This window comes from Salmonella sp. SAL04162 (assembly GCF_046551535.1).
GTDB lineage: Bacteria > Pseudomonadota > Gammaproteobacteria > Enterobacterales > Enterobacteriaceae > Salmonella > Salmonella enterica.
This window is the reverse complement of sequence record NZ_JBGDVX010000007.1, coordinates 172172-193043: the sequence shown is the minus strand read 5'-3', so window position 1 is coordinate 193043 and position 20872 is coordinate 172172. Positions and strand designations below refer to the sequence as shown.

The window sequence follows — 20872 nt, the reverse complement described above, 5'->3', positions numbered from 1 at the left end:
CCAGATGGACCGGATTGTGAATCCTTCAATATTAACATAATCGGTTATGGTGCAGGGTCTATTTCCCAGCCATGACGCATGGCGCTAAACAGGCCTGGCGGACATTGTCCCAGCGTCACGCGCGATGCCCGTTGCCAGGCAGCAAACGCGCTAATCGCCTGCCAGATTCCTTTTTGCAGATTAACGCCAGGACGAATATCGTCCTCCAGATACAGCGAGATAACCTCAAGTCCCCCCGTTTTACGGTGCATTTTGGCGTCCATTCGCCCGACTAAACGGCCCTGGTATAATAGCGGCAGCACAAAATAACCGTACTGGCGCTTCGCCGCAGGCGTATAACATTCCAGCCGATAGTTAAATCCGAAGAGCTGCGCTGCCCGCTTGCGATCCCATACCACAGGATCGAAAGGCGACAGTACTGCGCTATGGGTCGCTTTTAAGGCGTTATTTAGCGCCGGTTCAAGCTGCGAAAGAAGATCGGCATGAAGCCACATCCGCCCCAACGTTTCCACCTCGACCGGAATAATCTGCTGCTGTTCCGCCCGGCTCTCCCGCCATCCCTTCAGGTCAGGACGTTTCAGGCGGTAGTAATCCGCCAGCCACTGTTCACGGAAAATCCCCAGACTGCGCGCGCTATTATCCAGCATCAGGCTTTCCGCCTGCGACTGTGACAGTCCATCGCGTCCATCATCCCAGTGCGGCATCACACGGGGCGTTAAATCATATACACGTTGAAAATTACGCCGCTCAACAACCATGACTTTTCCGGCGGTAAATAAACCCTCAAGGTGGCGTTTATGTGGTTTCCATTCCCACCAGCCGCTGACGCCTTTCCGCGCATGTTCAAAATCGGCAGAACGCACCGGACCGTGCTCCTGAATATGCCGCACTAGCTGTTCTATTTCTTCCGCGTGCTCATGCATCCATGCCGCGCGATATTTCCAGCCCATCTTTTCCGGCGACAGCATACGATGGCGGATAAGTTTAAAGTCGCGGCGTGGTAAGAAACAGGCCTCATGCGCCCAGTATTCGATTAACTCGCCGCGTCGCAGCGCCTCATCCAGCCAGGCCTGCGGGTACGAACCGAGACGGCTAAACAGCACCAGATAGGGGCTACGTGCGACAACATTGATGGTATCAATTTGCAACAACGCCATGCGTGAGATGGCGGCAAGAACATCGCCAGGCATCGCGTTACGGCGCGGCTTTTTCAATAGCCCCTGCGCAGCAAGGTGAAGACACCGGGCCTGGGAAAGAGAAAGGTACGGCAATGACATTCATGGCTCCATAAATTCATCACTGCCGCTGCATTGGGGTACGCTAGCGAACCAGCGAGGTGATATGTTGAAGCAACTTATCAGGCTGCTCACCGGACAAACGCGCATCAACCGGTAAGAACCACCAGTTATCTTCGGCAAAAGCACGGCATTTCACCGCGTCTTTTTCCGTCATTACCAGGGTCTGCCCTTCACCGACCAACGCCTGAACGTCAGCAGGGGCGAGCGTTTGATGATCGGCCAGCGGGACACACTTTTGCGGATGCGCGCCACAGGCTTCCAGCGTCGCGAAAAATCGCGGCGGATGACCGATGCCCGCCATCGCCACAATATTGCTCAGTTGCGCCACATCGCAACGCGCTCCCGTACGTAAGTTCACCGCCAGTCCAGGCGTTAGCTGCATGGGGATTTCGCCCGCCCGGGCGACGCCGCCATTCACGATAGCGGCATCCACGGTTTTCAGGCGACTGGCGCGTTCGCGCATAGGACCGGCAGGAAGCCACCAGCCGTTGCCAAAACGGCGCACGCCGTCAATCACCACAATTTCAATATCTCGCGCTAGTCGGTAATGCTGCAACCCATCGTCGGTGATAATAATCTGCACATTATGCGCCGCCAGAATCGCTTTCACCGCCGCGGCGCGTTCAGGCGCCACCGCGACAGGCGCGCCGGTCCGTTGATAAATCAATACCGGTTCATCTCCCGCTTCTGCGGTTGTCGTCTCCGGCGTCAGGAGCAGCGGATAAGCGGCAGCTTTGCCGCCGTAGCCGCGGGAAACGACCCCCACGCGCACGCCACGCTGTTGCAGCTTTTCCACCAGCCAAATGACTACGGGTGTTTTACCGTTACCGCCAGCCGTAAGATTCCCTACCACAACCACCGGTACCGGCGCTCGCCAGGCGCGTTTAAAACCAAGCTTATAGCTCAGACGAATCGCCCCGCTCACCAGGCCATACAGCCAGGAGAGCGGCAGCAGTAACCGCCATAGCGGGGATTCACCAGACCAGATACGCGCTATCATTGGCCAAATTGCATCTTATGTAGCTGGGCGTAAACGCCGTGTTGTGCCAGCAGCTCGCTATGAGTGCCGCGCTCAACGATAATGCCGTCTTCGACCACAACGATCTCATCCGCCTGTTCGATGGTGGAGAGACGATGCGCAATCACCAGAGAGGTACGGTTTTTCTGCAGCTCATCCAACGCTGCCTGAATCGCACGTTCAGATTCGGTATCCAGCGCGGACGTAGCTTCATCAAGGATCAAAATCGGGCTGTCGCGCAGTAAGGCGCGGGCAATCGCGATACGCTGGCGTTGACCGCCGGAAAGCAGTACGCCGTTTTCGCCGATGATGGTATCCAGGCCATTATCCATCTTGTTGATAAAGTCCATGGCATAGGCCATGCGCGCCGCCTCTTCAATCTGCTCGCGGCTATATTCTTCCGTCCGGGCATAAGCAATGTTATTGGCGACCGTATCGTTAAACAGATGCACGTTTTGCGAAACCAGCGCCACCTGATTACGTAGAGAGGCCAGAGTGTATTCGCGTAGATCGTGACCATCCATCAGGATGTGTCCTTCATCAATATCGTAGAAACGGGTGATCAGACTGGCGATAGTTGATTTACCCGATCCGGAACGCCCCACCAGCGCCACGGTTTTCCCGGCAGGAATTTTCAAATTGATGTTACGCAATGCCGGCACTTCACGGCCCGGGTAAGTAAACGTCACATTGCGGAATTCGAGATCGCCGGTCGCGCGGTCAATGACACGTTTACCTTCATCTTTCTCCTGTTCGCTGTCCAGAATCGCAAACAACGTCTGACAAGCTGCCATCCCACGCTGGAACTGCGCGTTAACGTTTGTCAGCGATTTTAATGGACGCATCAGCGCGATCATGGAGGAGAACACCACGGTGATGGTCCCAGCCGTCAGGCTATCCATTACACTTGGGAAGCTCGCAGCATAGAGAACAAACGCCAGCGCCAGCGAGGCAATGAGCTGAATGATAGGATCGGAAATTGACGAGGCAGAGACCATTTTCATGCCTTGCAGTCGCATCTTATTGCTGACTTTATCAAAGCGTTTAGTTTCGACTTCCTGACCGCCGAAAATCAGTACCTCTTTGTGTCCTTTCAGCATTTGTTCAGCGCTGGTAGTCACTTGTCCCATCGTGTTCTGCATATTTTTACTGATGCTGCGGAACCGCTTTGAGACAACGCGAATCGCAATCGACACAATCGGCGCTAAAACAACCAAGATGATCGACAGCTGCCAGCTGTAATAGAACATCATGATAAACAATCCGATGATCGATGCCCCTTCACGCACCACGGTAATCAGCGCGCCAGATGAAGAAGAGGCAACCTGTTCTGAATCGTATGTAATACGCGACAGCAGCGTACCGGTAGACTGTTTATCAAAGAAGGCGACGGGCATTCCCATCATATGGCCAAACAGGCGACGGCGCATGGTCATTACCACCTTGCCTGACACCCATGAAATACAGTAGCTGGAGATATAGCTAGTGATGCCTCGTAATATCATCAGCCCAATAACCACCAGCGGCATCCACAGCAACACTGAGCGATCCGTTTTACCGAAACCATCATCCAGTAATGGCTTGAGGAGCGATAGCATGAAGGTATCGCTGGCTGCGTTGAGAATTAACGCTATGCCCGCCACGATCAGACCTGCTTTAAAAGGCGCTATGGTTGGCCACAGTCGGCGGAAGGTCTGCCACGTAGAGAGATCTTTATCGTTATGCATTCAAAAAACCAGCATTTGTTGAAATAGCCGCATATTCTACCCGTTATCCTCGGACACGCCAAACCACTGATGATACCAGCGAGGTAAAATTTGATCCCGCAAGCCTTGTATGCGCCAGCCCTGCGGAGAAAACCGCAGCGAAATTTGCCCCTGGTGGGGTGTATCAAACCACAGATACGCCTGTTGTCGGTAGCGCTGTTTTACCTTGCGGGACGGCAGCCGCCATGCGTTATAGCGCGATGCGGACGCCAGCGCCGCTTCACCATGTACGCGCTGAATAAATGGTAGCGACGACGACGTATTACTACCATGATGCGGCACCTGGATAAACGTCGCCGCAAGATGTCGCCAGTAACGACTTAGCATTTTTTGTTCAGCGCCCGCTTCAATATCGCCCGTAAGCAGGATGCTATGTACGCCGTCATCCACTTTGACCACACAGGAGCGGTTATTTCCTCGATCGGCACTTTCGCGTAACGGCCAGTGCGCCTGAAACGTTAGCCCCTGCCATTGCCACTGCTCGCCGCGAAAACAGGGCAAATGTCCCTGCCAGCCTAACGGGCTGCGAATCCACATTGACGGCCAGATCCGCTGTAGCGAACGCAGCCCACCCCGATGATCCAGATGCTCATGACTCAAAATAACGCCCTCCGGCGTCAGATTATGCCAGCGCAACCAGGGAATAATAACCTGTTGCCCGCTGTCGCCCTCCGGCCATGCCCGACCGGTATCGTAGAGTATTACTTTATCGCCCCTGACGATCGCTATCGCCAGCCCCTGACCGACATCCAGCATATGCACCTGCCATCCGCTGGCGTTTATTGGCCGCCAGAGTGGCCAGCTCATCAACAATAACCCGCATAAACAGACCGCCGGCCAGGTACGCCAGACGTTTAATCGCCACGCGATAAGTGTTAGCCAGGGCAAAAACGTCAGCCACTGCCAACGGTTATCAATATTCACCCAGCCCTGCGGTAAAGCATTCAACAGGTAAAATAGCGCGGCTAACGCGCGATCGGTCAGGTACCATACCCACTCTTCAAGAAAAAATGGCCCGGTTAAATGCAGAATCATTCCCGCCAGGATGAGCGGAACCGTCACAAATGTGACCCAGGGTACGGCAAAAAGATTCGCCAGCATTGCGGTAACGCTTATGCCATGAAAAAGCGCCACCTGGAGAGGCAAAAGCAGAAGTGTAATGCCTGCCTGTAGGTGAAGCAGGTTAAGCAACCAGCGTAAGCCTCGTGGAAAATTTCCGTTTGGCACAGGAAACCACTGATACCAGAATAACAGGCCGGCAACCGCAAATGCTGACAGCCAAAGACTTTGTGATATAACCGCCACAGGATCGGCGAAAATAATCGCGGCCAGACAGCAACACCAGACTTGCCAGCCGCTCCACTGTCGTCCGCTTAATTTTAATCCTCCCCAGACGCTCAGTGCCGCCACCGTGCGCAGCGCAGGCGGTTGTAAGCCGGTAAGCCAGGCATAACATATCGCGCAAAGAATGCCGCCCAGCAATGGCGTCTGCCAACGAATCCATCTGACCGGCAAAAAGAATTGTCCGCCACGGATTAATCCGGCAGCCAATAACGCGGCAAAAGCGATATGCAGGCCGGAAATCGCCATCAAATGGGCAGTCCCCGTATCGCGCATAACGGCCTTCACCTCCTGCGACACCTCTCCCCGCTCCCCCATTCCCAACGCCAGAATAACCTGTTGCCACGGATAAGGCGCAAGCGTAGCGCGAAGCGAAGCAAGATAGCGCCCACGCAAGCTACACTCAGGGTTAATCGCTTTAGCCTGTAGAAAACGCCCGGTCAATGGTTGGTGCTGCGCCAGCGCGTAACGTTGGCTATCAAAACCGCCTTCGTTAAGCTGTCCGTGTACCGCTCTGACCTTCAGCGTCATCGCCCACTGTTGCCCGGCACACACTTCCGTGGGTAAGTACTGGCCATGCAGGACAATCCCTACAGCAGGAAAGAGCGGCTTTCCGCGCAAATGGGTGATTCGCCCATAATGAGTGGTCATATGATCGGTGGCAGTAATGACGACTGTCGCCTCCTGCGTCGCGGCGGGCAGGACGTTTCCCGCCCAGATGGCCTGCCTGGCGGCAAATATCCCCCACATGAAAAAGAGCAAGGTTAATGCCGCGTAGCGCGCATAGTGATGGGGTATGAGGCAAAGCAAACATGCCAGACAAAACAGCACCGCGAGAATCCACGTGTCAGGTAATACTGGCAATATCATGAGCGGAAGTATGCCGCATACTACGCATACGCTGACCGTCGTTATCTTCATAGACACCTCCCTGTGCGGGAAAGTGTGCAGGTTCAGGACGCCATTGTCCGGGGGAGATTTTGTGCTATACGGCGCGGATTCCAGGTTTTTTACCTGATAAATGTAAGACGCAGCAAAAAATGCGAAACGTTTTCCAGTTTTCGGTCGAATAGCGTTTGCGCCTGACGGCGTATAAATGAAAAAAGCACCCTGGAGGTGCTTTTTTCGGGTTCAAGTTTTGCGTTAAAACTTAACCGTAAATATTGGCGCGATCGCGCAGTTCTTTACCCGGTTTAAAGTGAGGAACGTATTTTCCTTCCAGTTCCACTTTATCGCCGGTCTTGGGGTTACGTCCGGTACGAGGCGCGCGGTAATGCAAAGAAAAACTGCCGAAACCGCGGATTTCAATACGCTCGCCCTGCGCAAGAGTCGAGGCCATATGCTCCAGCATCTCTTTTACCGCATCTTCAACCGCCTTAGCGGGAATGTGAGATTGCTGGGTTGCAAGTCTTTCAATCAATTCTGACTTGGTCATGATTCCTCCGGTTCCTTAAAGGCAAATTGGCTGCAGCCGTGAGATTGATTAAGGGCGGCCGTAGCCGCCCTTAGTGCTTGATTACAGGCCGAAACCTGCAATCTGTCAAGTAATCTCGTTATACTTCGGACTAAAAGGCCCGAAGTTTCAGAGGATTACTCGCCTTTAGCTGCTTTGAATGCTTCAGCCATTGCGTTGTTAGAGAAGTTTGCATCTTCCTGTTTGTTAACAGTTGCGATGGCATCTTTCTCGTCAGCTTCGTCTTTCGCACGAACAGACAGGCTGATTGCGCGGTTTTTACGATCAACGCCGGTGAATTTAGCTTCAACGTCGTCGCCAACGCTCAGAACCAGAGTCGCATCTTCAACGCGGTCACGGGATGCTTCAGAAGCACGCAGGTAACCTTCAACGCCGTCAGCCAGTTCTACGGTTGCGCCTTTCGCGTCAACTGCAGTGACTTTACCGGTTACGATAGCGCCTTTCTTGTTCAGAGCAACCCAGTTGTTGAACGGATCTTCTGCGAGCTGTTTAACGCCCAGGGAGATACGTTCACGTTCTGCGTCAACCTGCAGAACAACTGCAGCGATTTCGTCGCCTTTTTTGTATTCACGAACTGCTTCTTCGCCTGCAACGTTCCAGGAGATGTCAGACAGGTGAACCAGGCCGTCGATGCCGCCGTCCAGGCCGATGAAGATACCGAAGTCAGTGATAGACTTGATTTTACCTTCAACGCGGTCGCCCTTGTTGTGGGTTTCTGCGAACTGCTGCCACGGGTTAGATTTGCACTGCTTCAGACCCAAGGAGATACGACGACGTTCTTCGTCGATATCCAGAACCATCACTTCCACTACGTCGCCAACGTTAACCACTTTGGACGGGTGGATGTTTTTGTTGGTCCAGTCCATTTCGGAAACGTGAACCAGGCCTTCAACGCCTTCTTCGATTTCAACGAAGCAGCCGTAGTCGGTCAGGTTGGTCACGCGACCGGTCAGTTTGGTACCTTCCGGATAACGTTTAGCGATAGCAACCCACGGATCTTCGCCCAGCTGTTTCAGGCCCAGGGATACACGGGTACGCTCGCGGTCGAATTTCAGCACTTTCACGTTGATTTCGTCGCCAACGTTCACGATTTCGCTCGGATGCTTAACGCGTTTCCAGGCCATATCAGTGATGTGCAGCAGGCCGTCAACGCCGCCCAGATCAACGAATGCACCGTAGTCAGTGAGGTTCTTAACGATACCTTTAACTTCCATGCCTTCCTGCAGGTTTTCCAGCAGCTGATCGCGTTCTGCGCTGTTTTCGGATTCGATAACGGCACGACGAGAAACCACAACGTTGTTACGTTTCTGGTCCAGCTTGATTACTTTGAATTCAAGCTCTTTGCCTTCCAGGTGCAGAGTGTCACGCACCGGACGAACGTCTACCAGAGAACCTGGCAGGAACGCGCGAATACCGTTCAGCTCAACAGTGAAGCCACCCTTAACTTTGCCGTTGATAACACCGGTAACAGTTTCAGCATCTTCGTAAGCTTTTTCCAGCGTGATCCATGCTTCGTGACGTTTAGCTTTCTCACGAGAGAGCAGAGTTTCACCGAAGCCGTCTTCTACTGCATCCAGAGCAACGTCAACTTCGTCACCAACCTGGATTTCCAGTTCGCCCTGGGCGTTTTTGAACTGCTCAGCCGGAATGGCAGACTCAGATTTCAGACCGGCGTCAACCAGTACTACGTCTTTGTCGATAGCAACAACAACACCACGAACGATGGAACCCGGGCGGGTTTCGATTTCTTTTAAGGATTCTTCAAAGAGTTGAGCAAAAGATTCAGTCATGTTTAATCTTCAGGTTTCATATTTAACGTCCACCTGGCTCCGTGCCGGATGGGGTTGTTTAACATACCCGCTGTCAATCCTTTGCAACGGGGGTACTACAAATTCGGTCGCATTTAAGCGAGAGCCAATTTTTGGCGCGCATATTGTAACGCTTTTTCAATCACTTGCTCAATGCTTAATCGGGTAGAATCCAAAACTAATGCATCAGCAGCAGGAACTAACGGCGCTACAGCGCGATTACGATCGCGATCGTCGCGTTCCTTGATCTCGGCCAAAAGGCGTTCAAAGTTAACACTAAAGCCATTCTCCTGCAACTGTAGCATACGTCGATGCGCACGTTCCTCCGAGGAGGCGTCAAGGAAAATTTTTACCGGCGCATCCGGGAAGACCACGGTCCCCATATCGCGTCCATCGGCGATTAAACCAGGCGCTTCGCGGAATGCACGTTGGCGGCGAAGAAGCGCTTCACGCACGCGTGGGAATGCCGCCACCTGGGATGCCGCGTTCGCGACTTCCTGCGTACGGATTTCGCCGCTAACGTCCTCGCCTTCCAGGATAACTTCCAGGTTGCCGTCCGTTGAGACGAAACGCACGTCCAGATGGGACGCCAGCGGCACCAGCGCATCTTCAGAGGCGAGATCGACATGGTGATGCAATGCCGCCAGCGCCAGTACGCGGTATATCGCGCCGGAATCCAGCAGATGCCATTGCAATGCTTCCGCCATTGCTTTGCACAAGGTGCCTTTACCTGCACCGCTTGGGCCATCAATGGTTATTACCGGGGCAATTGCCGTCATCTTTATCTCCTTAAACAGGCGTACCGTTAACGTAAACGCCGCGCATTATACGCGCCAACGCTCGCGACCGTTAACGTTGCGTGCAAAAACCAGTTTTGTCTGTAATCAGATGCGGAATAATTGCGCAATTATAGCGGGCCGGCGAGAAACCAGCCCGAAAGATGACAATGATTTACTTTTTATCTTCGGCAATTCTGTCGCGCATATGCTGCGCGCGATCGGCTGAAGCCGGGTGGGAGTCCATCAATGATTTTGCATGACCTGCGTCCATTGTGGCGAATTTTTCGAATGCCGTGACTAAGCCCTGGGTGTTAATCCCACGTTTTTTCAGCAGATCGTAAGAGAAGTCATCCGCATCCGACTCCTGACTGCGAGAAAACGCCGAATTGATGACGCCTTCCGCCAGATCGCCCAATTGAGACTGGGAAAGCTGCGCTGCGACACCGCTGGTGGCGGAAATCGCATCGCGAGCCGCCAGCGTGGCATAGGCGGTCTGCATTGCCTTGCGGGAGTGCCCTAAAGAGACATGGCCCAGTTCATGGCCCAGTACGCCTTCAATTTCATTATCGGTCATCAGATCCATCAGGCCGGAGTATACGCGAACGCAACCGTTCGCCATCGCCCATGCGTTGATATCGCTGGTCATATAGACTTTATAGCTAACCGGCGTACCGTCAATGTTGTTACCCAGCGCTTTGGCGATTTTGCTCAGACGTTTGGTGTATTTGCTTTTCGTACCTGCCAGTTGATTCTCGCTGTCCATTTGTTTACAGGCATTATTAGATAATGCCTTAACATCCGCATCGGACAGTGTGGCGGCTTTGTAGGCTGACATGCCGGAACTGGCGATTAAATTGCCATTCACGCCATTTTTACATCCTGCCAGTAGCGTAGCGGAAATCGCCACCGCCAGTAATAATGATTTATTTTTCATACTAATCTTCCGTTGATAACTATTATAAAAAACACATAAATCAATGTGTTAAATCATCAACAAATTAGCATTAGTCATAATTGTAAAAATAGTGCGAATGCGGACCTCGATGCGCCAGCCTGTCGACTGGCACAACAGAAGGATTAGGCAGGCGTACTCATCCGCGCCAGTTGTTCAAAATAATCAGGGAACGTTTTTGCGGTACATTTCGGGTCCAGGATCGTGACTGGCGTATCGGACAGTGCGACCAGTGAGAAGCACATCGCCATACGGTGGTCGTTGTACGTGCCAATATCCGCGTGATGGAGCTTCGCCGGCGGCGTGATACGAATATAGTCGTGCCCTTCTTCGACTTCAGCGCCCACTTTACGTAGCTCGGTCGCCATCGCGAACAGGCGATCGGTTTCTTTCACTCGCCAGTTATAAATATTGCGCAACGTCGTGGTTCCTTTCGCAAACAGCGCCGTGGTGGCAATCGTCATCGCCGCATCCGGAATATGGTTCATATCCATATCTATGGCGTGCAATTCGCCGCGCGTGCAGGCAATAAAATCATCGCCCCAGGTAATGGTCGCGCCCATTTTCTCCAGCACATCGGCAAAACGAATATCGCCCTGCATACTTTTGCGGCCAATCCCGGTCACTTTTACCGTGCCGCCTTTTATCGCCCCGGCGGCGAGAAAATAGGACGCTGACGAGGCATCGCCCTCGACCAGATAGCGACCCGGAGAGTGATACTGTTGACCGCCCTTCACGACAAATTGTTGGTAGTGATGGTTCGCTATCTCCACGCCAAAGGTTTTCATTAAATTTAGCGTGATATCGATGTAAGGTTTTGATACCAGTTCGCCTTTAACGCGAATAGTTGTGTCTTCAGGCGCCAGCGGCGCCGTCATCAGCAGAGCGGTCAGGAACTGGCTGGAAACGCTACCATCAACCTCAATGTCGCCGCCGGTAAAACCGCCGCGCAGACGCAGGGGCGGATAGTTTTCCTGCTCCAGGTAATCAATATTCGCCCCACCCTGACGCAGCGAATCGACCAGATGGCCTATCGGACGCTCTTTCATACGCGGTTCGCCGGTTAACACTATCTCATTTTGCCCCAGACATAGCGCTGCCGCTAACGGACGCATCGCGGTTCCGGCATTACCGAGAAACAGTTCCAGAGCGCCTGACGCGCGTAATGGGCCGCCATTACCCGTGATATCACAGCGGGTGCGATCGGCAGAAAGGGTGTAATTGATCCCCAACGCGCTCAGGGCATTGAGCATATGGCGGACGTCATCGCTATCCAGCAGATTCGTCAGAACGGTTTTACCACAAGCTAAAGCCGCCAGGAGCAAAGCACGGTTTGAAACACTTTTGGAGCCAGGTAAATTAATGGCGCCATCGACCCGCGCGATAGGTTGTAACGTCAGGGATTCCATGAAACTCAACTCTCAAAAAACAGAAATAAAAACCCCACAGACTGGCCGTGGGGATGAAAAAAGAAACGTATTAGCCGTGGCGACGCTCAAAATCGATCATGAAATCGGTCAGCGCTTTCACCCCTTCAATCGGCATGGCGTTATAGATAGAGGCGCGCATACCGCCAACAACACGGTGCCCTTTTAAGGCGTGCAGACCGGCGGCGAAAGACTCTTCCAGAAAGACCTTGTCCAGCGCATTGTCCGCTAACTGGAACGGAACGTTCATCCGCGAACGGTTGGCCTGTGCGACATCGTTACGGTAGAAATCGCTGTTATCAATCACACCGTACAGCAACTCCGCTTTTTGCTGATTGATTTTGTGCATCGCCGCCACGCCGCCCTGCGCTTTCAACCATTTGAACACCAGGCCGGAAAGATACCAGGCGAAAGTCGGCGGCGTATTAAACATCGAGTCGTTATCATTCAGGACGGTGTAGTCGAGAATGGACGGGCAGCTCTCATGCGCCTTGCCTAACAGATCTTCCCGGACGATAACCAGCGTCAGTCCTGCCGGACCGATATTCTTCTGCGCGCCAGCATAAATTACGCCATAGCGAGAGACATCCAGCGGCGCAGACAGGATGGTAGAAGAAAAGTCCGCCGTGACGACCACCTCCGGGCCAAAATCCGGCATTTCATCGATGGCGATGCCGTCAATGGTCTCATTCGGGCAATAGTGTAAATAAGCGGCGTTATCGGAAAGCTGCCACTCGCGCATCGGTTTTACGGCACGTTTGCCGTCAACGGTGATTTTGGCGTCGATAATCTGCGGCGCACAGTATTTTTTGGCTTCTTTGATGGCGCTCGCCGCCCAGTAACCAGCATCGACATAATCCGCCGTGGTTTTATCGCCCAGCAGATTGAGCGGCACGCCAGCAAACTGCCCGCGACCGCCGCCGTGACAAAATAAGACTTTATAGTTGGAGGGGATATTAAGGAGATCGCGAAAATCCTGCTCCGCCTCTTCAGCGACCTGGATAAACTCTTTGCCTCGATGGCTAATTTCCATTACCGACGTACCAAGACCGTGCCAGTCACGCAGTTCCTGTTGCGCCAGTTTAAGTACTTCCGCCGGTAGCATCGCCGGACCTGAACTAAAATTAAAGACCTGAGCCATTTCCCCTCACCACGCTGCATTGTTTCCTGCCTGACAGACATCAGGCAAACGTTATTCATGTGAATATCGGTTTTATCATTCAGTGACACGCGCCGCAATGGGTAAAACAATGCGAGGAGAAAATGCGGCATGCGTCACGCAACAGAATCTTCCGGATTAACCGTATAAATCCGATATTTTCGCTGTTAAACAACGCGTTTAGCCCGGCTTGCCTTCGTCCATTCTGGATTTGCGCAGCGCGGACATAATTGCTTTTCCCCGACGTTCATGCGTATCACTTCACTGCAACGTACGCAGGCATAGTCGCCAGCCTCCGGCGCCACGATAAAGCGTGGCGTACAGTGCTCAGGAAGAATGCTTAACCCCGGCTTAACGTCTTTATTTTCAAAGAAATAGACGCTGATTTGTCCGTTTGTCTCCAGGATGGCCAGTCTGACCTGCCCCAGTTGCTCAACGCCATTCAAGCGAAGCTCCATAAAAAACTCAAACTCCGTCATGTTTGAGCGCTGCAGTTTTTCCCACGCCAGTTCGCCGTCTTCAACAATGACCACCGACTTGCCTTCCAGCAGATCTTCCAACTTTTCACTATGCGCCATCAGCCACATGACCAGGCGATAGAGCAGCGCCAGGGTGATGAATACCACCAGAACAGGGAGCATCGGAACGTCATCATAAAACGCGACGTCGCCTGCCGCCGACCCCAATGTCAAAATGATCAGCACTTCAAAAAGCGACATTTGCCGTACGCCGCGTCGTCCTGTCACCTTTAAGAAAAGAAACACCAGAACAAAGGTGTAAAAGCTACGCAGCGCCACTTCCCCCAAAAACGCTACCGGCACGTTATCCAGCGCCATTCGTTGCAAATCAAATGCTTTCATTTTTTATGCTCTTCCTGTGAATTCCAGTGTAAAAGCATAGCCAATACTTTTATTTCCGCCGACGTCCCGGCGAGATAGCGCCCGTCACATAAAACCCGTATCATTGCGCGCTTTCCGTACGACAAAAGTGATTTTCATGACGCAAACATTTATTCCCGGCAAAGACGCCGCGCTGGAAGACTCCATCGCCCGCTTCCAGCAAAAGTTACTCGACCTCGGCTTTCACATCGAAGAGGCCTCCTGGCTGAACCCGGTGCCAAACGTCTGGTCAGTGCATATTCGCGATAAAGAGTGCGCGTTATGCTTTACCAACGGAAAAGGCGCGACCAAAAAAGCGGCGCTGGCCTCGGCGCTGGGCGAATACTTCGAGCGTCTGTCAACCAACTACTTTTTTGCTGATTTCTGGCTGGGTGAAACCATCGCCAACAGCCCGTTCGTGCATTATCCGAACGAAAAATGGTTCCCGCTGACGGAAGACGACGACGTACCGGAAGGCTTGCTTGATGCCCGTCTGCGCGCGTTTTACGATCCGGAAAATGAACTCACCGGAAGCCAGTTAATTGATCTTCAGTCCGGCAATGAAGCACGCGGCGTCTGCGGCCTGCCATTTACCCGCCAGTCCGATAACCAGACCGTGTATATTCCGATGAATATCATTGGCAACCTGTACGTCTCTAACGGAATGTCCGCCGGCAATACGCGTAATGAAGCCCGCGTTCAGGGACTGTCGGAAGTCTTCGAGCGTTATGTGAAAAATCGCATCATTGCGGAAAGTATTAGTCTGCCGGAGATTCCCGCAGAGGTGATGGCGCGTTATCCGGCGGTAATGGAGTCAATCGCCACGCTGGAAGCCGAGGGTTTCCCGATTTTCGCCTATGACGGCTCGCTGGGCGGTAAGTATCCGGTTATCTGCGTCGTGCTGTTCAACCCGGCTAACGGTACCTGCTTTGCTTCTTTTGGCGCCCATCCTGACTTTGGCGTTGCGTTGGAACGTACAGTGACCGAACTACTCCAGGGACGCGGTCTGAAAGATCTTGATGTCTTCACCCCGCCAACGTTCGATGATGAAGAAGTCGCGGAGCATACTAATCTGGAGACCCACTTCATCGACTCCAGCGGCCTGATTTCCTGGGATCTGTTCAAACAGGACGCCGATTACCCGTTCACGGACTGGAGTTTCTCCGGCACTACCGAAGAAGAATTCGCCACGCTGATGGCCATCTTTGCTGCTGAAGATAAAGAAGTTTACATTGCCGATTACGAGCATCTCGGCGTATACGCCTGTCGTATTATCGTACCGGGAATGTCTGATATTTATCCTGCCGAAGATCTGTGGCTGGCCAACAACAATATGGGTAGGCATCTTCGTGAGACTCTGCTTTCGCTGCCCGGTAGCGCCTGGAATAAAGAAGACTATCTCAATCTGATTGAACAATTGGATGAAGAAGGTTTTGACGATTTCACCCGCGTGCGTGAACTGTTGGGTCTGGCGACCGGAGCGGACAATGGTTGGTATACACTGCGCGTCGGCGAATTAAAAGCAATGCTAGCGTTAGCGGGCGGCGATTTGGAGCAGGCGCTAATCTGGACAGAATGGACGATGGAGTTCAATTCGTCGGTCTTTAGTCCGGCACGCGCAAACTATTACCGTTGCCTGCAAACGCTGCTGCTCCTGTCGCAAGAAGATGCGCGTCAGCCGCTGCAATATCTCAATGCTTTTATAAAAATGTATGGCGCAGAGGCTGTAGAAGCCGCCAGCGCCGCGCTTAGCGGTGAAGCGGCTTTTTATGGACTACCGGCTGTCGACCACGATCTACAAGCGTTCCCGGCGCATCAGTCCTTGCTAAAAGCGTATGATAAATTACAGCGCGCGAAAGCGGCATACTGGTCAAAATAAGGCCATATGAGTGACTTAGGGTAGGTTTACCCTCTCGGCTGCGTTATATTACGGGGCGCCTTTGCGGCCCCGTTTTATTTATTTTCACTAAACGGCGAAAAATGTAATAACAAGGTTAAATATTGGTTGTTGATATTAAATTAATTGACATAGTGATGTTACTTTATTTGTTGATTACTCCATATTAATTAACCGTGCAGCAGGAGGAGTCAGGAAAAAATTCAACTCTATTTATAATTTTTAAAATTTATTTTTATTAGGATAATCAAAAAGTTACACCGTGATTGCATAAAAGCCATGCGACTTACGGGCCTATAAGCCAGGCGAGATATGATCTATATCAAATTCTCATCTATAATGCTTTGTTAGTATCTCGTCGCCGACTTAATAAAGAGAGAGTTAGTGTGAAAGCTGACAACCCTTTTGACCTTTTACTCCCTGCAGCAATGGCCAAAGTGGCTGAAGAAGCAGGCGTCTATAAAGCAACGAAACATCCGCTTAAGACTTTCTATCTGGCGATTACCGCCGGCGTATTCATTTCAATTGCCTTTGTTTTTTATATTACTGCGACAACCGGTACTGGCGCGATGCCTTATGGCATGGCGAAACTTATCGGGGGTATCTGTTTCTCTTTGGGACTGATTCTCTGTGTTATTTGCGGCGCTGATCTTTTCACCTCTACTGTTCTGATCGTTGTAGCTAAAGCTAGCGGTCGCATCACCTGGGGGCAACTGGCTAAAAACTGGTTAAACGTCTATTTTGGTAACCTGATTGGCGCTCTGCTTTTCGTGTTACTGATGTGGCTTTCCGGCGAGTATATGACTGCCAACGGTCAATGGGGACTTAACGTCCTGCAAACCGCCGACCACAAAATGCACCACACTTTTATTGAAGCTGTCTGCCTCGGTATTCTGGCGAACCTGATGGTTTGTCTGGCCGTGTGGATGAGCTATTCAGGTCGTAGCCTGATGGACAAAGCGTTCATCATGGTACTGCCCGTCGCCATGTTTGTCGCCAGCGGTTTTGAGCACAGTATCGCAAACATGTTTATGATTCCTATGGGTATTGTAATACGCGATTTCGCTACACCGGAGTTTTGGACCGCAGTCGGTTCGTCTCCGGAAAGTTTTTCTCACCTGACCGTGATGAGCTTCATCACTGATAACCTGATTCCGGTCACGATCGGTAATATTATCGGCGGCGGTTTGTTGGTCGGGTTGACATACTGGGTCATTTACCTGCGTGGTAACGAGCATCATTAATCTGTTGATGCCCATTACACGCAGTAAATAAAAAATCCACTTAAGAAGGTAGGTGTTACATGTCCGAGCTTAATGAAAAGTTAGCCACAGCCTGGGAAGGTTTTACCAAAGGTGACTGGCAGAATGAAGTAAACGTCCGTGACTTCATTCAGAAAAACTACACTCCGTATGAGGGTGACGAGTCCTTCCTGGCTGGCGCTACTGACGCGACCACCAAGCTGTGGGACAGCGTAATGGAAGGCGTTAAACAGGAAAACCGCACTCACGCGCCTGTTGACTTTGACACCTCCGTTGCTTCCACCATCACTTCTCACGACGCTGGCTACATCAACAAAGCGCTTGAGAAAATTGTTGGTCTGCAGACTGAAGCTCCGCTGAAGCGTGCGATTATCCCGTTCGGCGGCATCAAAATGGTTGAAGGTTCCTGCAAAGCGTACAATCGCGAGCTGGACCCAATGCTCAAAAAAATCTTCACCGAATACCGTAAGACCCACAACCAGGGCGTATTCGACGTTTATACTCCGGACATCCTGCGTTGCCGTAAATCTGGCGTTCTGACCGGTCTGCCGGATGCGTATGGCCGTGGCCGTATCATCGGTGACTATCGTCGCGTAGCGCTGTACGGTATCGACTACCTGATGAAAGACAAATTCGCGCAGTTTACGTCTCTGCAATCCGATCTGGAAAACGGCGTAAATCTGGAAGCGACTATCCGTCTGCGTGAAGAAATCGCTGAACAGCACCGCGCTCTGGGTCAGATCAAAGAAATGGCGGCTAAATACGGCTGCGATATCTCTGGCCCGGCGACTAACGCTCAGGAAGCAATCCAGTGGACTTACTTCGGTTACCTGGCTGCGGTTAAATCTCAGAACGGCGCAGCAATGTCCTTCGGTCGTGTATCCACCTTCCTGGATGCGTACATCGAACGTGACCTGAAAGCAGGCAAAATCACCGAGCAAGACGCACAGGAAATGATTGACCACCTGGTCATGAAACTGCGTATGGTTCGCTTCCTGCGTACTCCTGAATATGATGAACTGTTCTCCGGCGACCCGATTTGGGCAACTGAATCTATCGGTGGTATGGGCGTTGATGGCCGTACTCTGGTTACCAAAAACAGCTTCCGCTTCCTGAACACCCTGTACACCATGGGGCCGTCTCCGGAACCGAACATCACCGTTCTGTGGTCTGAAAAACTGCCGCTGAACTTCAAGAAATTCGCCGCTAAAGTCTCCATCGACACCTCTTCTCTGCAGTACGAGAACGATGACCTGATGCGTCCGGACTTCAACAACGATGACTACGCTATCGCATGCTGCGTAAGCCCGATGATCGTTGGTAAACAAATGCAGTTCTTCGGTGCGCGTGCAAACCTGGCGAAAACCATGCTGTACGCAATCAACGGCGGCGTTGATGAAAAACTGAAAATGCAGGTTGGTCCGAAATCCGAACCGATCAAAGGCGATGTTCTGAACTTCGACGAAGTGATGGATCGCATGGATCACTTCATGGACTGGCTGGCTAAACAGTATGTCACCGCGCTGAACGTTATCCACTACATGCACGACAAGTACAGCTACGAAGCCTCTCTGATGGCGTTGCACGACCGTGACGTTATCCGCACCATGGCGTGTGGTATCGCAGGTCTGTCCGTTGCGGCTGACTCCCTGTCTGCCATCAAATATGCGAAAGTTAAACCGATTCGTGACGAAGATGGTCTGGCTATCGACTTCGAAATCGAAGGCGAATACCCGCAGTTTGGTAACAACGACGCTCGTGTAGATGACATGGCGGTTGACCTGGTAGAACGTTTCATGAAGAAAATTCAGAAACTGACCACCTACCGTGGCGCTATCCCGACGCAGTCTGTTCTGACCATCACTTCTAACGTTGTGTATGGTAAGAAAACTGGTAACACCCCGGATGGTCGTCGTGCTGGCGCGCCGTTCGGACCAGGTGCTAACCCGATGCACGGTCGTGACCAGAAAGGCGCTGTCGCTTCTCTGACCTCCGTTGCTAAACTGCCGTTTGCTTACGCGAAAGATGGTATTTCTTATACCTTCTCTATCGTTCCGAACGCACTGGGTAAAGACGACGAAGTTCGTAAGACTAACCTGGCAGGTCTGATGGATGGTTACTTCCACCACGAAGCGTCCATCGAAGGCGGTCAGCACCTGAACGTCAACGTCATGAACCGTGAAATGCTGCTGGACGCGATGGAACATCCGGAAAAATATCCGCAGCTGACCATCCGTGTATCTGGTTACGCAGTACGTTTTAACTCCCTGACGAAAGAACAGCAGCAGGACGTTATTACTCGTACCTTCACGCAGACCATGTAATGGGTTTGACTGAAATTACGCTATAAAAAGCGTACAAAAAAGGCTCCATGTCAGTGGGGCCTTTTTAATTTTTATAAAAGCATATTTCGACAACCAGAATTTTTACTTATAAATAAAGTGTTATTATGTGATCTATATATTCTTCTCAGAATAGCATCAATTTCTCTTTTATTATTTTGATAATCATCATAATCCTTATTTAATACATCAGAAAACAGCATGGTGTTAGCTTCTGTAAAATCACATGACAATGACGGCATATATCCATGTAGCAGATAGATAAGTGTTGGATGAAACATATCAAACAGGACTTCTCCCTCTAATTCCCAGTAACCTATTTTACAAAATTGGGTAGAAATCTCAAAAGACCCCATTTGAAGACAGCGTAGTTTATCCATCTCATCCTCAGTAAGCGTACCATTCCATTCAACACATGCCATTTTTCGATCTTCTCCAGATCGCATAAGCTTATAAACTTCATCCTTAATTTCATCATCTTCATTAACTTCCTGCCTAAGTTTAAAAGCAAAGTTTTCTAATAATTCTGGATAGCAAGCAATTTTTTCTCCATACTTAATACATACTTTAAAAAACAACTCTTCTTCATCTTCTTCCATCACTTTAAAAATACAGTTTTCTGAAACATTGAGGATACGATGCAAATTACATTTATCAATAACCTTGCCATCAATCTCAAATGAAACTTGTGTCTGACTCACATCAAAACGCATAACAAAGCGGTCTTGTTGAGATGGATTAGCATATTGTTTTAATTGTGCAAAGGCATATATCTTCTCCATACCGACTGTATCAACATTAAGGTCAGCTTGATTTTCACGTTCACATCCATGGATGAGTGTATATAATACCTCCAGTACCTCTCTTTTTTTGTGTGTTCTGAAGCAGTCCTTAAATCTATCCCATACCCCCATGTATAGCGCTTCTTCTTTGTCAGAACTCATCAAACGGACTAGCCGTGAAGCATTAACTTCATAGTTATGACGATTACCAAAACTTAACGTAACTGGCATAATAACTCCTTTGATTATTTACCGCGAAAGCAAAATTCAATCCGTTGCTCTCATTTTTTGATTAAAGCCACACTCTATTTAAGAGATTGAATCAGTCCGGCTTTAGAAATAACATCAGATTTAGACCTGATTGCATGTTGAATGCGGCGCCAGGCGCTGGACAGCGCATAACGTTCTTTGGACACATCTGAATTATGTTGAGAATTATTTTCGTTCTGACCACAACAAAACGGCGCCAACCATTTGAAAAAAGAGGCGGATCATAAACAGCAAAACCAGGGCGCTATGGATGATACACTTGCAGTATGTATTGCGGTTCGGGCGTTACGAGCTGATGAATGAGCCAGAATTTCTGGTGGTGCAAGTTATACAGCATAGATTTGCCGTATATTTTATACTGAATAGAGGTAAAATAGCTCCATTGCAGCACATTCTGGAACAGCCACACATTCTGTAGT

15 protein-coding genes and 1 pseudogene are annotated in these 20872 nt (G+C 51.0%); 4 read left to right on the top strand and 12 right to left on the bottom strand.

Annotation, left to right across the window (positions count from 1 at the left end):
• Nucleotides 1–44 precede the first annotated feature (44 nt).
• The 11 genes from ACLJRH_RS15915 to ACLJRH_RS15865 form a co-directional block, all read right to left on the bottom strand.
• Nucleotides 45–1277 carry a winged helix-turn-helix domain-containing protein gene (locus ACLJRH_RS15915; RefSeq protein WP_023136932.1) on the bottom strand — a complete coding sequence of 411 codons (1233 nt, stop codon included), beginning with the start codon at nucleotides 1275–1277 and terminating at the stop codon, nucleotides 45–47.
• A gap of 43 nt (nucleotides 1278–1320) precedes the next feature.
• Nucleotides 1321–2298, bottom strand: a complete 978-nt coding sequence (gene lpxK, locus ACLJRH_RS15910; RefSeq protein WP_001528775.1) for a tetraacyldisaccharide 4'-kinase — start codon at nucleotides 2296–2298, stop codon at nucleotides 1321–1323.
• Nucleotides 2295–4043, bottom strand: a complete 1749-nt coding sequence (gene msbA / locus ACLJRH_RS15905; protein WP_000551246.1) for a lipid A ABC transporter ATP-binding protein/permease MsbA — start codon at nucleotides 4041–4043, stop codon at nucleotides 2295–2297. The genes lpxK and msbA overlap by 4 nt, the downstream gene beginning before the upstream one ends.
• Before the next feature lie 36 nt (nucleotides 4044–4079).
• Nucleotides 4080–6344 carry a ComEC family protein gene (locus ACLJRH_RS15900; RefSeq protein ID WP_023136933.1) on the bottom strand — a complete coding sequence of 755 codons (2265 nt, stop codon included), beginning with the start codon at nucleotides 6342–6344 and terminating at the stop codon, nucleotides 4080–4082.
• A 229-nt stretch (nucleotides 6345–6573) separates the two neighbouring features.
• The gene (ihfB, locus tag ACLJRH_RS15895; protein ID WP_000167332.1) at nucleotides 6574–6858 is read right to left on the bottom strand and encodes an integration host factor subunit beta; all 285 of its coding nucleotides are present in this window, start codon (nucleotides 6856–6858) and stop codon (nucleotides 6574–6576) included.
• A 155-nt stretch (nucleotides 6859–7013) separates the two neighbouring features.
• Entirely contained in the window at nucleotides 7014–8687 is a 1674-nt protein-coding gene (gene rpsA, locus ACLJRH_RS15890) for a 30S ribosomal protein S1 (protein WP_000140324.1), read from the bottom strand.
• A 113-nt stretch (nucleotides 8688–8800) separates the two neighbouring features.
• Nucleotides 8801–9484: a (d)CMP kinase gene (cmk, locus tag ACLJRH_RS15885; RefSeq protein WP_000125007.1), complete on the bottom strand. Its 684-nt coding sequence runs from the start codon at nucleotides 9482–9484 to the stop codon at nucleotides 8801–8803.
• 172 nt (nucleotides 9485–9656) lie between these two features.
• Nucleotides 9657–10418 (bottom strand): M48 family metallopeptidase, encoded by a 762-nt coding sequence (locus tag ACLJRH_RS15880; RefSeq protein ID WP_000792308.1) that lies wholly within the window; start codon nucleotides 10416–10418, stop codon nucleotides 9657–9659.
• A 143-nt stretch (nucleotides 10419–10561) separates the two neighbouring features.
• Nucleotides 10562–11845 carry a 3-phosphoshikimate 1-carboxyvinyltransferase gene (gene aroA, locus ACLJRH_RS15875; protein ID WP_023136934.1) on the bottom strand — a complete coding sequence of 428 codons (1284 nt, stop codon included), beginning with the start codon at nucleotides 11843–11845 and terminating at the stop codon, nucleotides 10562–10564.
• A gap of 70 nt (nucleotides 11846–11915) precedes the next feature.
• The gene (gene serC / locus ACLJRH_RS15870; RefSeq protein ID WP_001604263.1) at nucleotides 11916–13004 is read right to left on the bottom strand and encodes a 3-phosphoserine/phosphohydroxythreonine transaminase; all 1089 of its coding nucleotides are present in this window, start codon (nucleotides 13002–13004) and stop codon (nucleotides 11916–11918) included.
• Between the two features lie 185 nt (nucleotides 13005–13189).
• Entirely contained in the window at nucleotides 13190–13882 is a 693-nt protein-coding gene (locus tag ACLJRH_RS15865) for a DUF421 domain-containing protein (protein WP_000642868.1), read from the bottom strand.
• A gap of 136 nt (nucleotides 13883–14018) precedes the next feature.
• Between ACLJRH_RS15865 and ycaO the strand changes: the two genes are divergently transcribed.
• From ycaO to pflB, 3 genes are all read left to right on the top strand, one after another.
• Nucleotides 14019–15779, top strand: a complete 1761-nt coding sequence (ycaO, locus tag ACLJRH_RS15860; protein WP_023136935.1) for a 30S ribosomal protein S12 methylthiotransferase accessory factor YcaO — start codon at nucleotides 14019–14021, stop codon at nucleotides 15777–15779.
• A gap of 404 nt (nucleotides 15780–16183) precedes the next feature.
• On the top strand, nucleotides 16184–17041 hold the full coding sequence (focA, locus tag ACLJRH_RS15855) for a formate transporter FocA (protein WP_000642539.1): 858 nt from the start codon (nucleotides 16184–16186) through the stop codon (nucleotides 17039–17041).
• Nucleotides 17042–17100: 59 nt separating this feature from the next.
• A complete protein-coding gene (gene pflB / locus ACLJRH_RS15850; RefSeq protein ID WP_001292803.1) occupies nucleotides 17101–19383 on the top strand; it encodes a formate C-acetyltransferase in 2283 nt (760 codons plus the stop codon).
• A 71-nt stretch (nucleotides 19384–19454) separates the two neighbouring features.
• On the opposite strand, the gene sopD2 is transcribed toward pflB, so the two are convergent.
• Complete coding sequence (sopD2, locus tag ACLJRH_RS15845) at nucleotides 19455–20414, bottom strand: type III secretion system effector SopD2 (RefSeq protein WP_001145572.1); 960 nt, start codon at nucleotides 20412–20414, stop codon at nucleotides 19455–19457.
• A 130-nt stretch (nucleotides 20415–20544) separates the two neighbouring features.
• Here sopD2 and ACLJRH_RS15840 point away from each other — a divergent pair.
• Nucleotides 20545–20871 (top strand): annotated as a pseudogene (locus ACLJRH_RS15840) (cytoplasmic protein).
• The last annotated feature ends 1 nt before the right edge of the window (nucleotide 20872 follow it).

What these genes read in the sequence shown, in the direction of transcription:
- ycaO (WP_023136935.1), top strand. Translation starts at nt 14,019, where the DNA reads ATGACGCAAACATTTATTCCCGGCAAAGACGCCGCGCTGGAAGACTCC.
- rpsA (WP_000140324.1), bottom strand. Translation starts at nt 8,687, where the DNA reads ATGACTGAATCTTTTGCTCAACTCTTTGAAGAATCCTTAAAAGAAATC.
- ACLJRH_RS15880 (WP_000792308.1), bottom strand. Translation starts at nt 10,418, where the DNA reads ATGAAAAATAAATCATTATTACTGGCGGTGGCGATTTCCGCTACGCTA.
- msbA (WP_000551246.1), bottom strand. Translation starts at nt 4,043, where the DNA reads ATGCATAACGATAAAGATCTCTCTACGTGGCAGACCTTCCGCCGACTG.
- ACLJRH_RS15865 (WP_000642868.1), bottom strand. Translation starts at nt 13,882, where the DNA reads ATGAAAGCATTTGATTTGCAACGAATGGCGCTGGATAACGTGCCGGTA.
- lpxK (WP_001528775.1), bottom strand. Translation starts at nt 2,298, where the DNA reads ATGATAGCGCGTATCTGGTCTGGTGAATCCCCGCTATGGCGGTTACTG.
- aroA (WP_023136934.1), bottom strand. Translation starts at nt 11,845, where the DNA reads ATGGAATCCCTGACGTTACAACCTATCGCGCGGGTCGATGGCGCCATT.
- serC (WP_001604263.1), bottom strand. Translation starts at nt 13,004, where the DNA reads ATGGCTCAGGTCTTTAATTTTAGTTCAGGTCCGGCGATGCTACCGGCG.
- sopD2 (WP_001145572.1), bottom strand. Translation starts at nt 20,414, where the DNA reads ATGCCAGTTACGTTAAGTTTTGGTAATCGTCATAACTATGAAGTTAAT.
- cmk (WP_000125007.1), bottom strand. Translation starts at nt 9,484, where the DNA reads ATGACGGCAATTGCCCCGGTAATAACCATTGATGGCCCAAGCGGTGCA.
- ACLJRH_RS15900 (WP_023136933.1), bottom strand. Translation starts at nt 6,344, where the DNA reads ATGAAGATAACGACGGTCAGCGTATGCGTAGTATGCGGCATACTTCCG.
- ihfB (WP_000167332.1), bottom strand. Translation starts at nt 6,858, where the DNA reads ATGACCAAGTCAGAATTGATTGAAAGACTTGCAACCCAGCAATCTCAC.
- ACLJRH_RS15915 (WP_023136932.1), bottom strand. Translation starts at nt 1,277, where the DNA reads ATGTCATTGCCGTACCTTTCTCTTTCCCAGGCCCGGTGTCTTCACCTT.
- pflB (WP_001292803.1), top strand. Translation starts at nt 17,101, where the DNA reads ATGTCCGAGCTTAATGAAAAGTTAGCCACAGCCTGGGAAGGTTTTACC.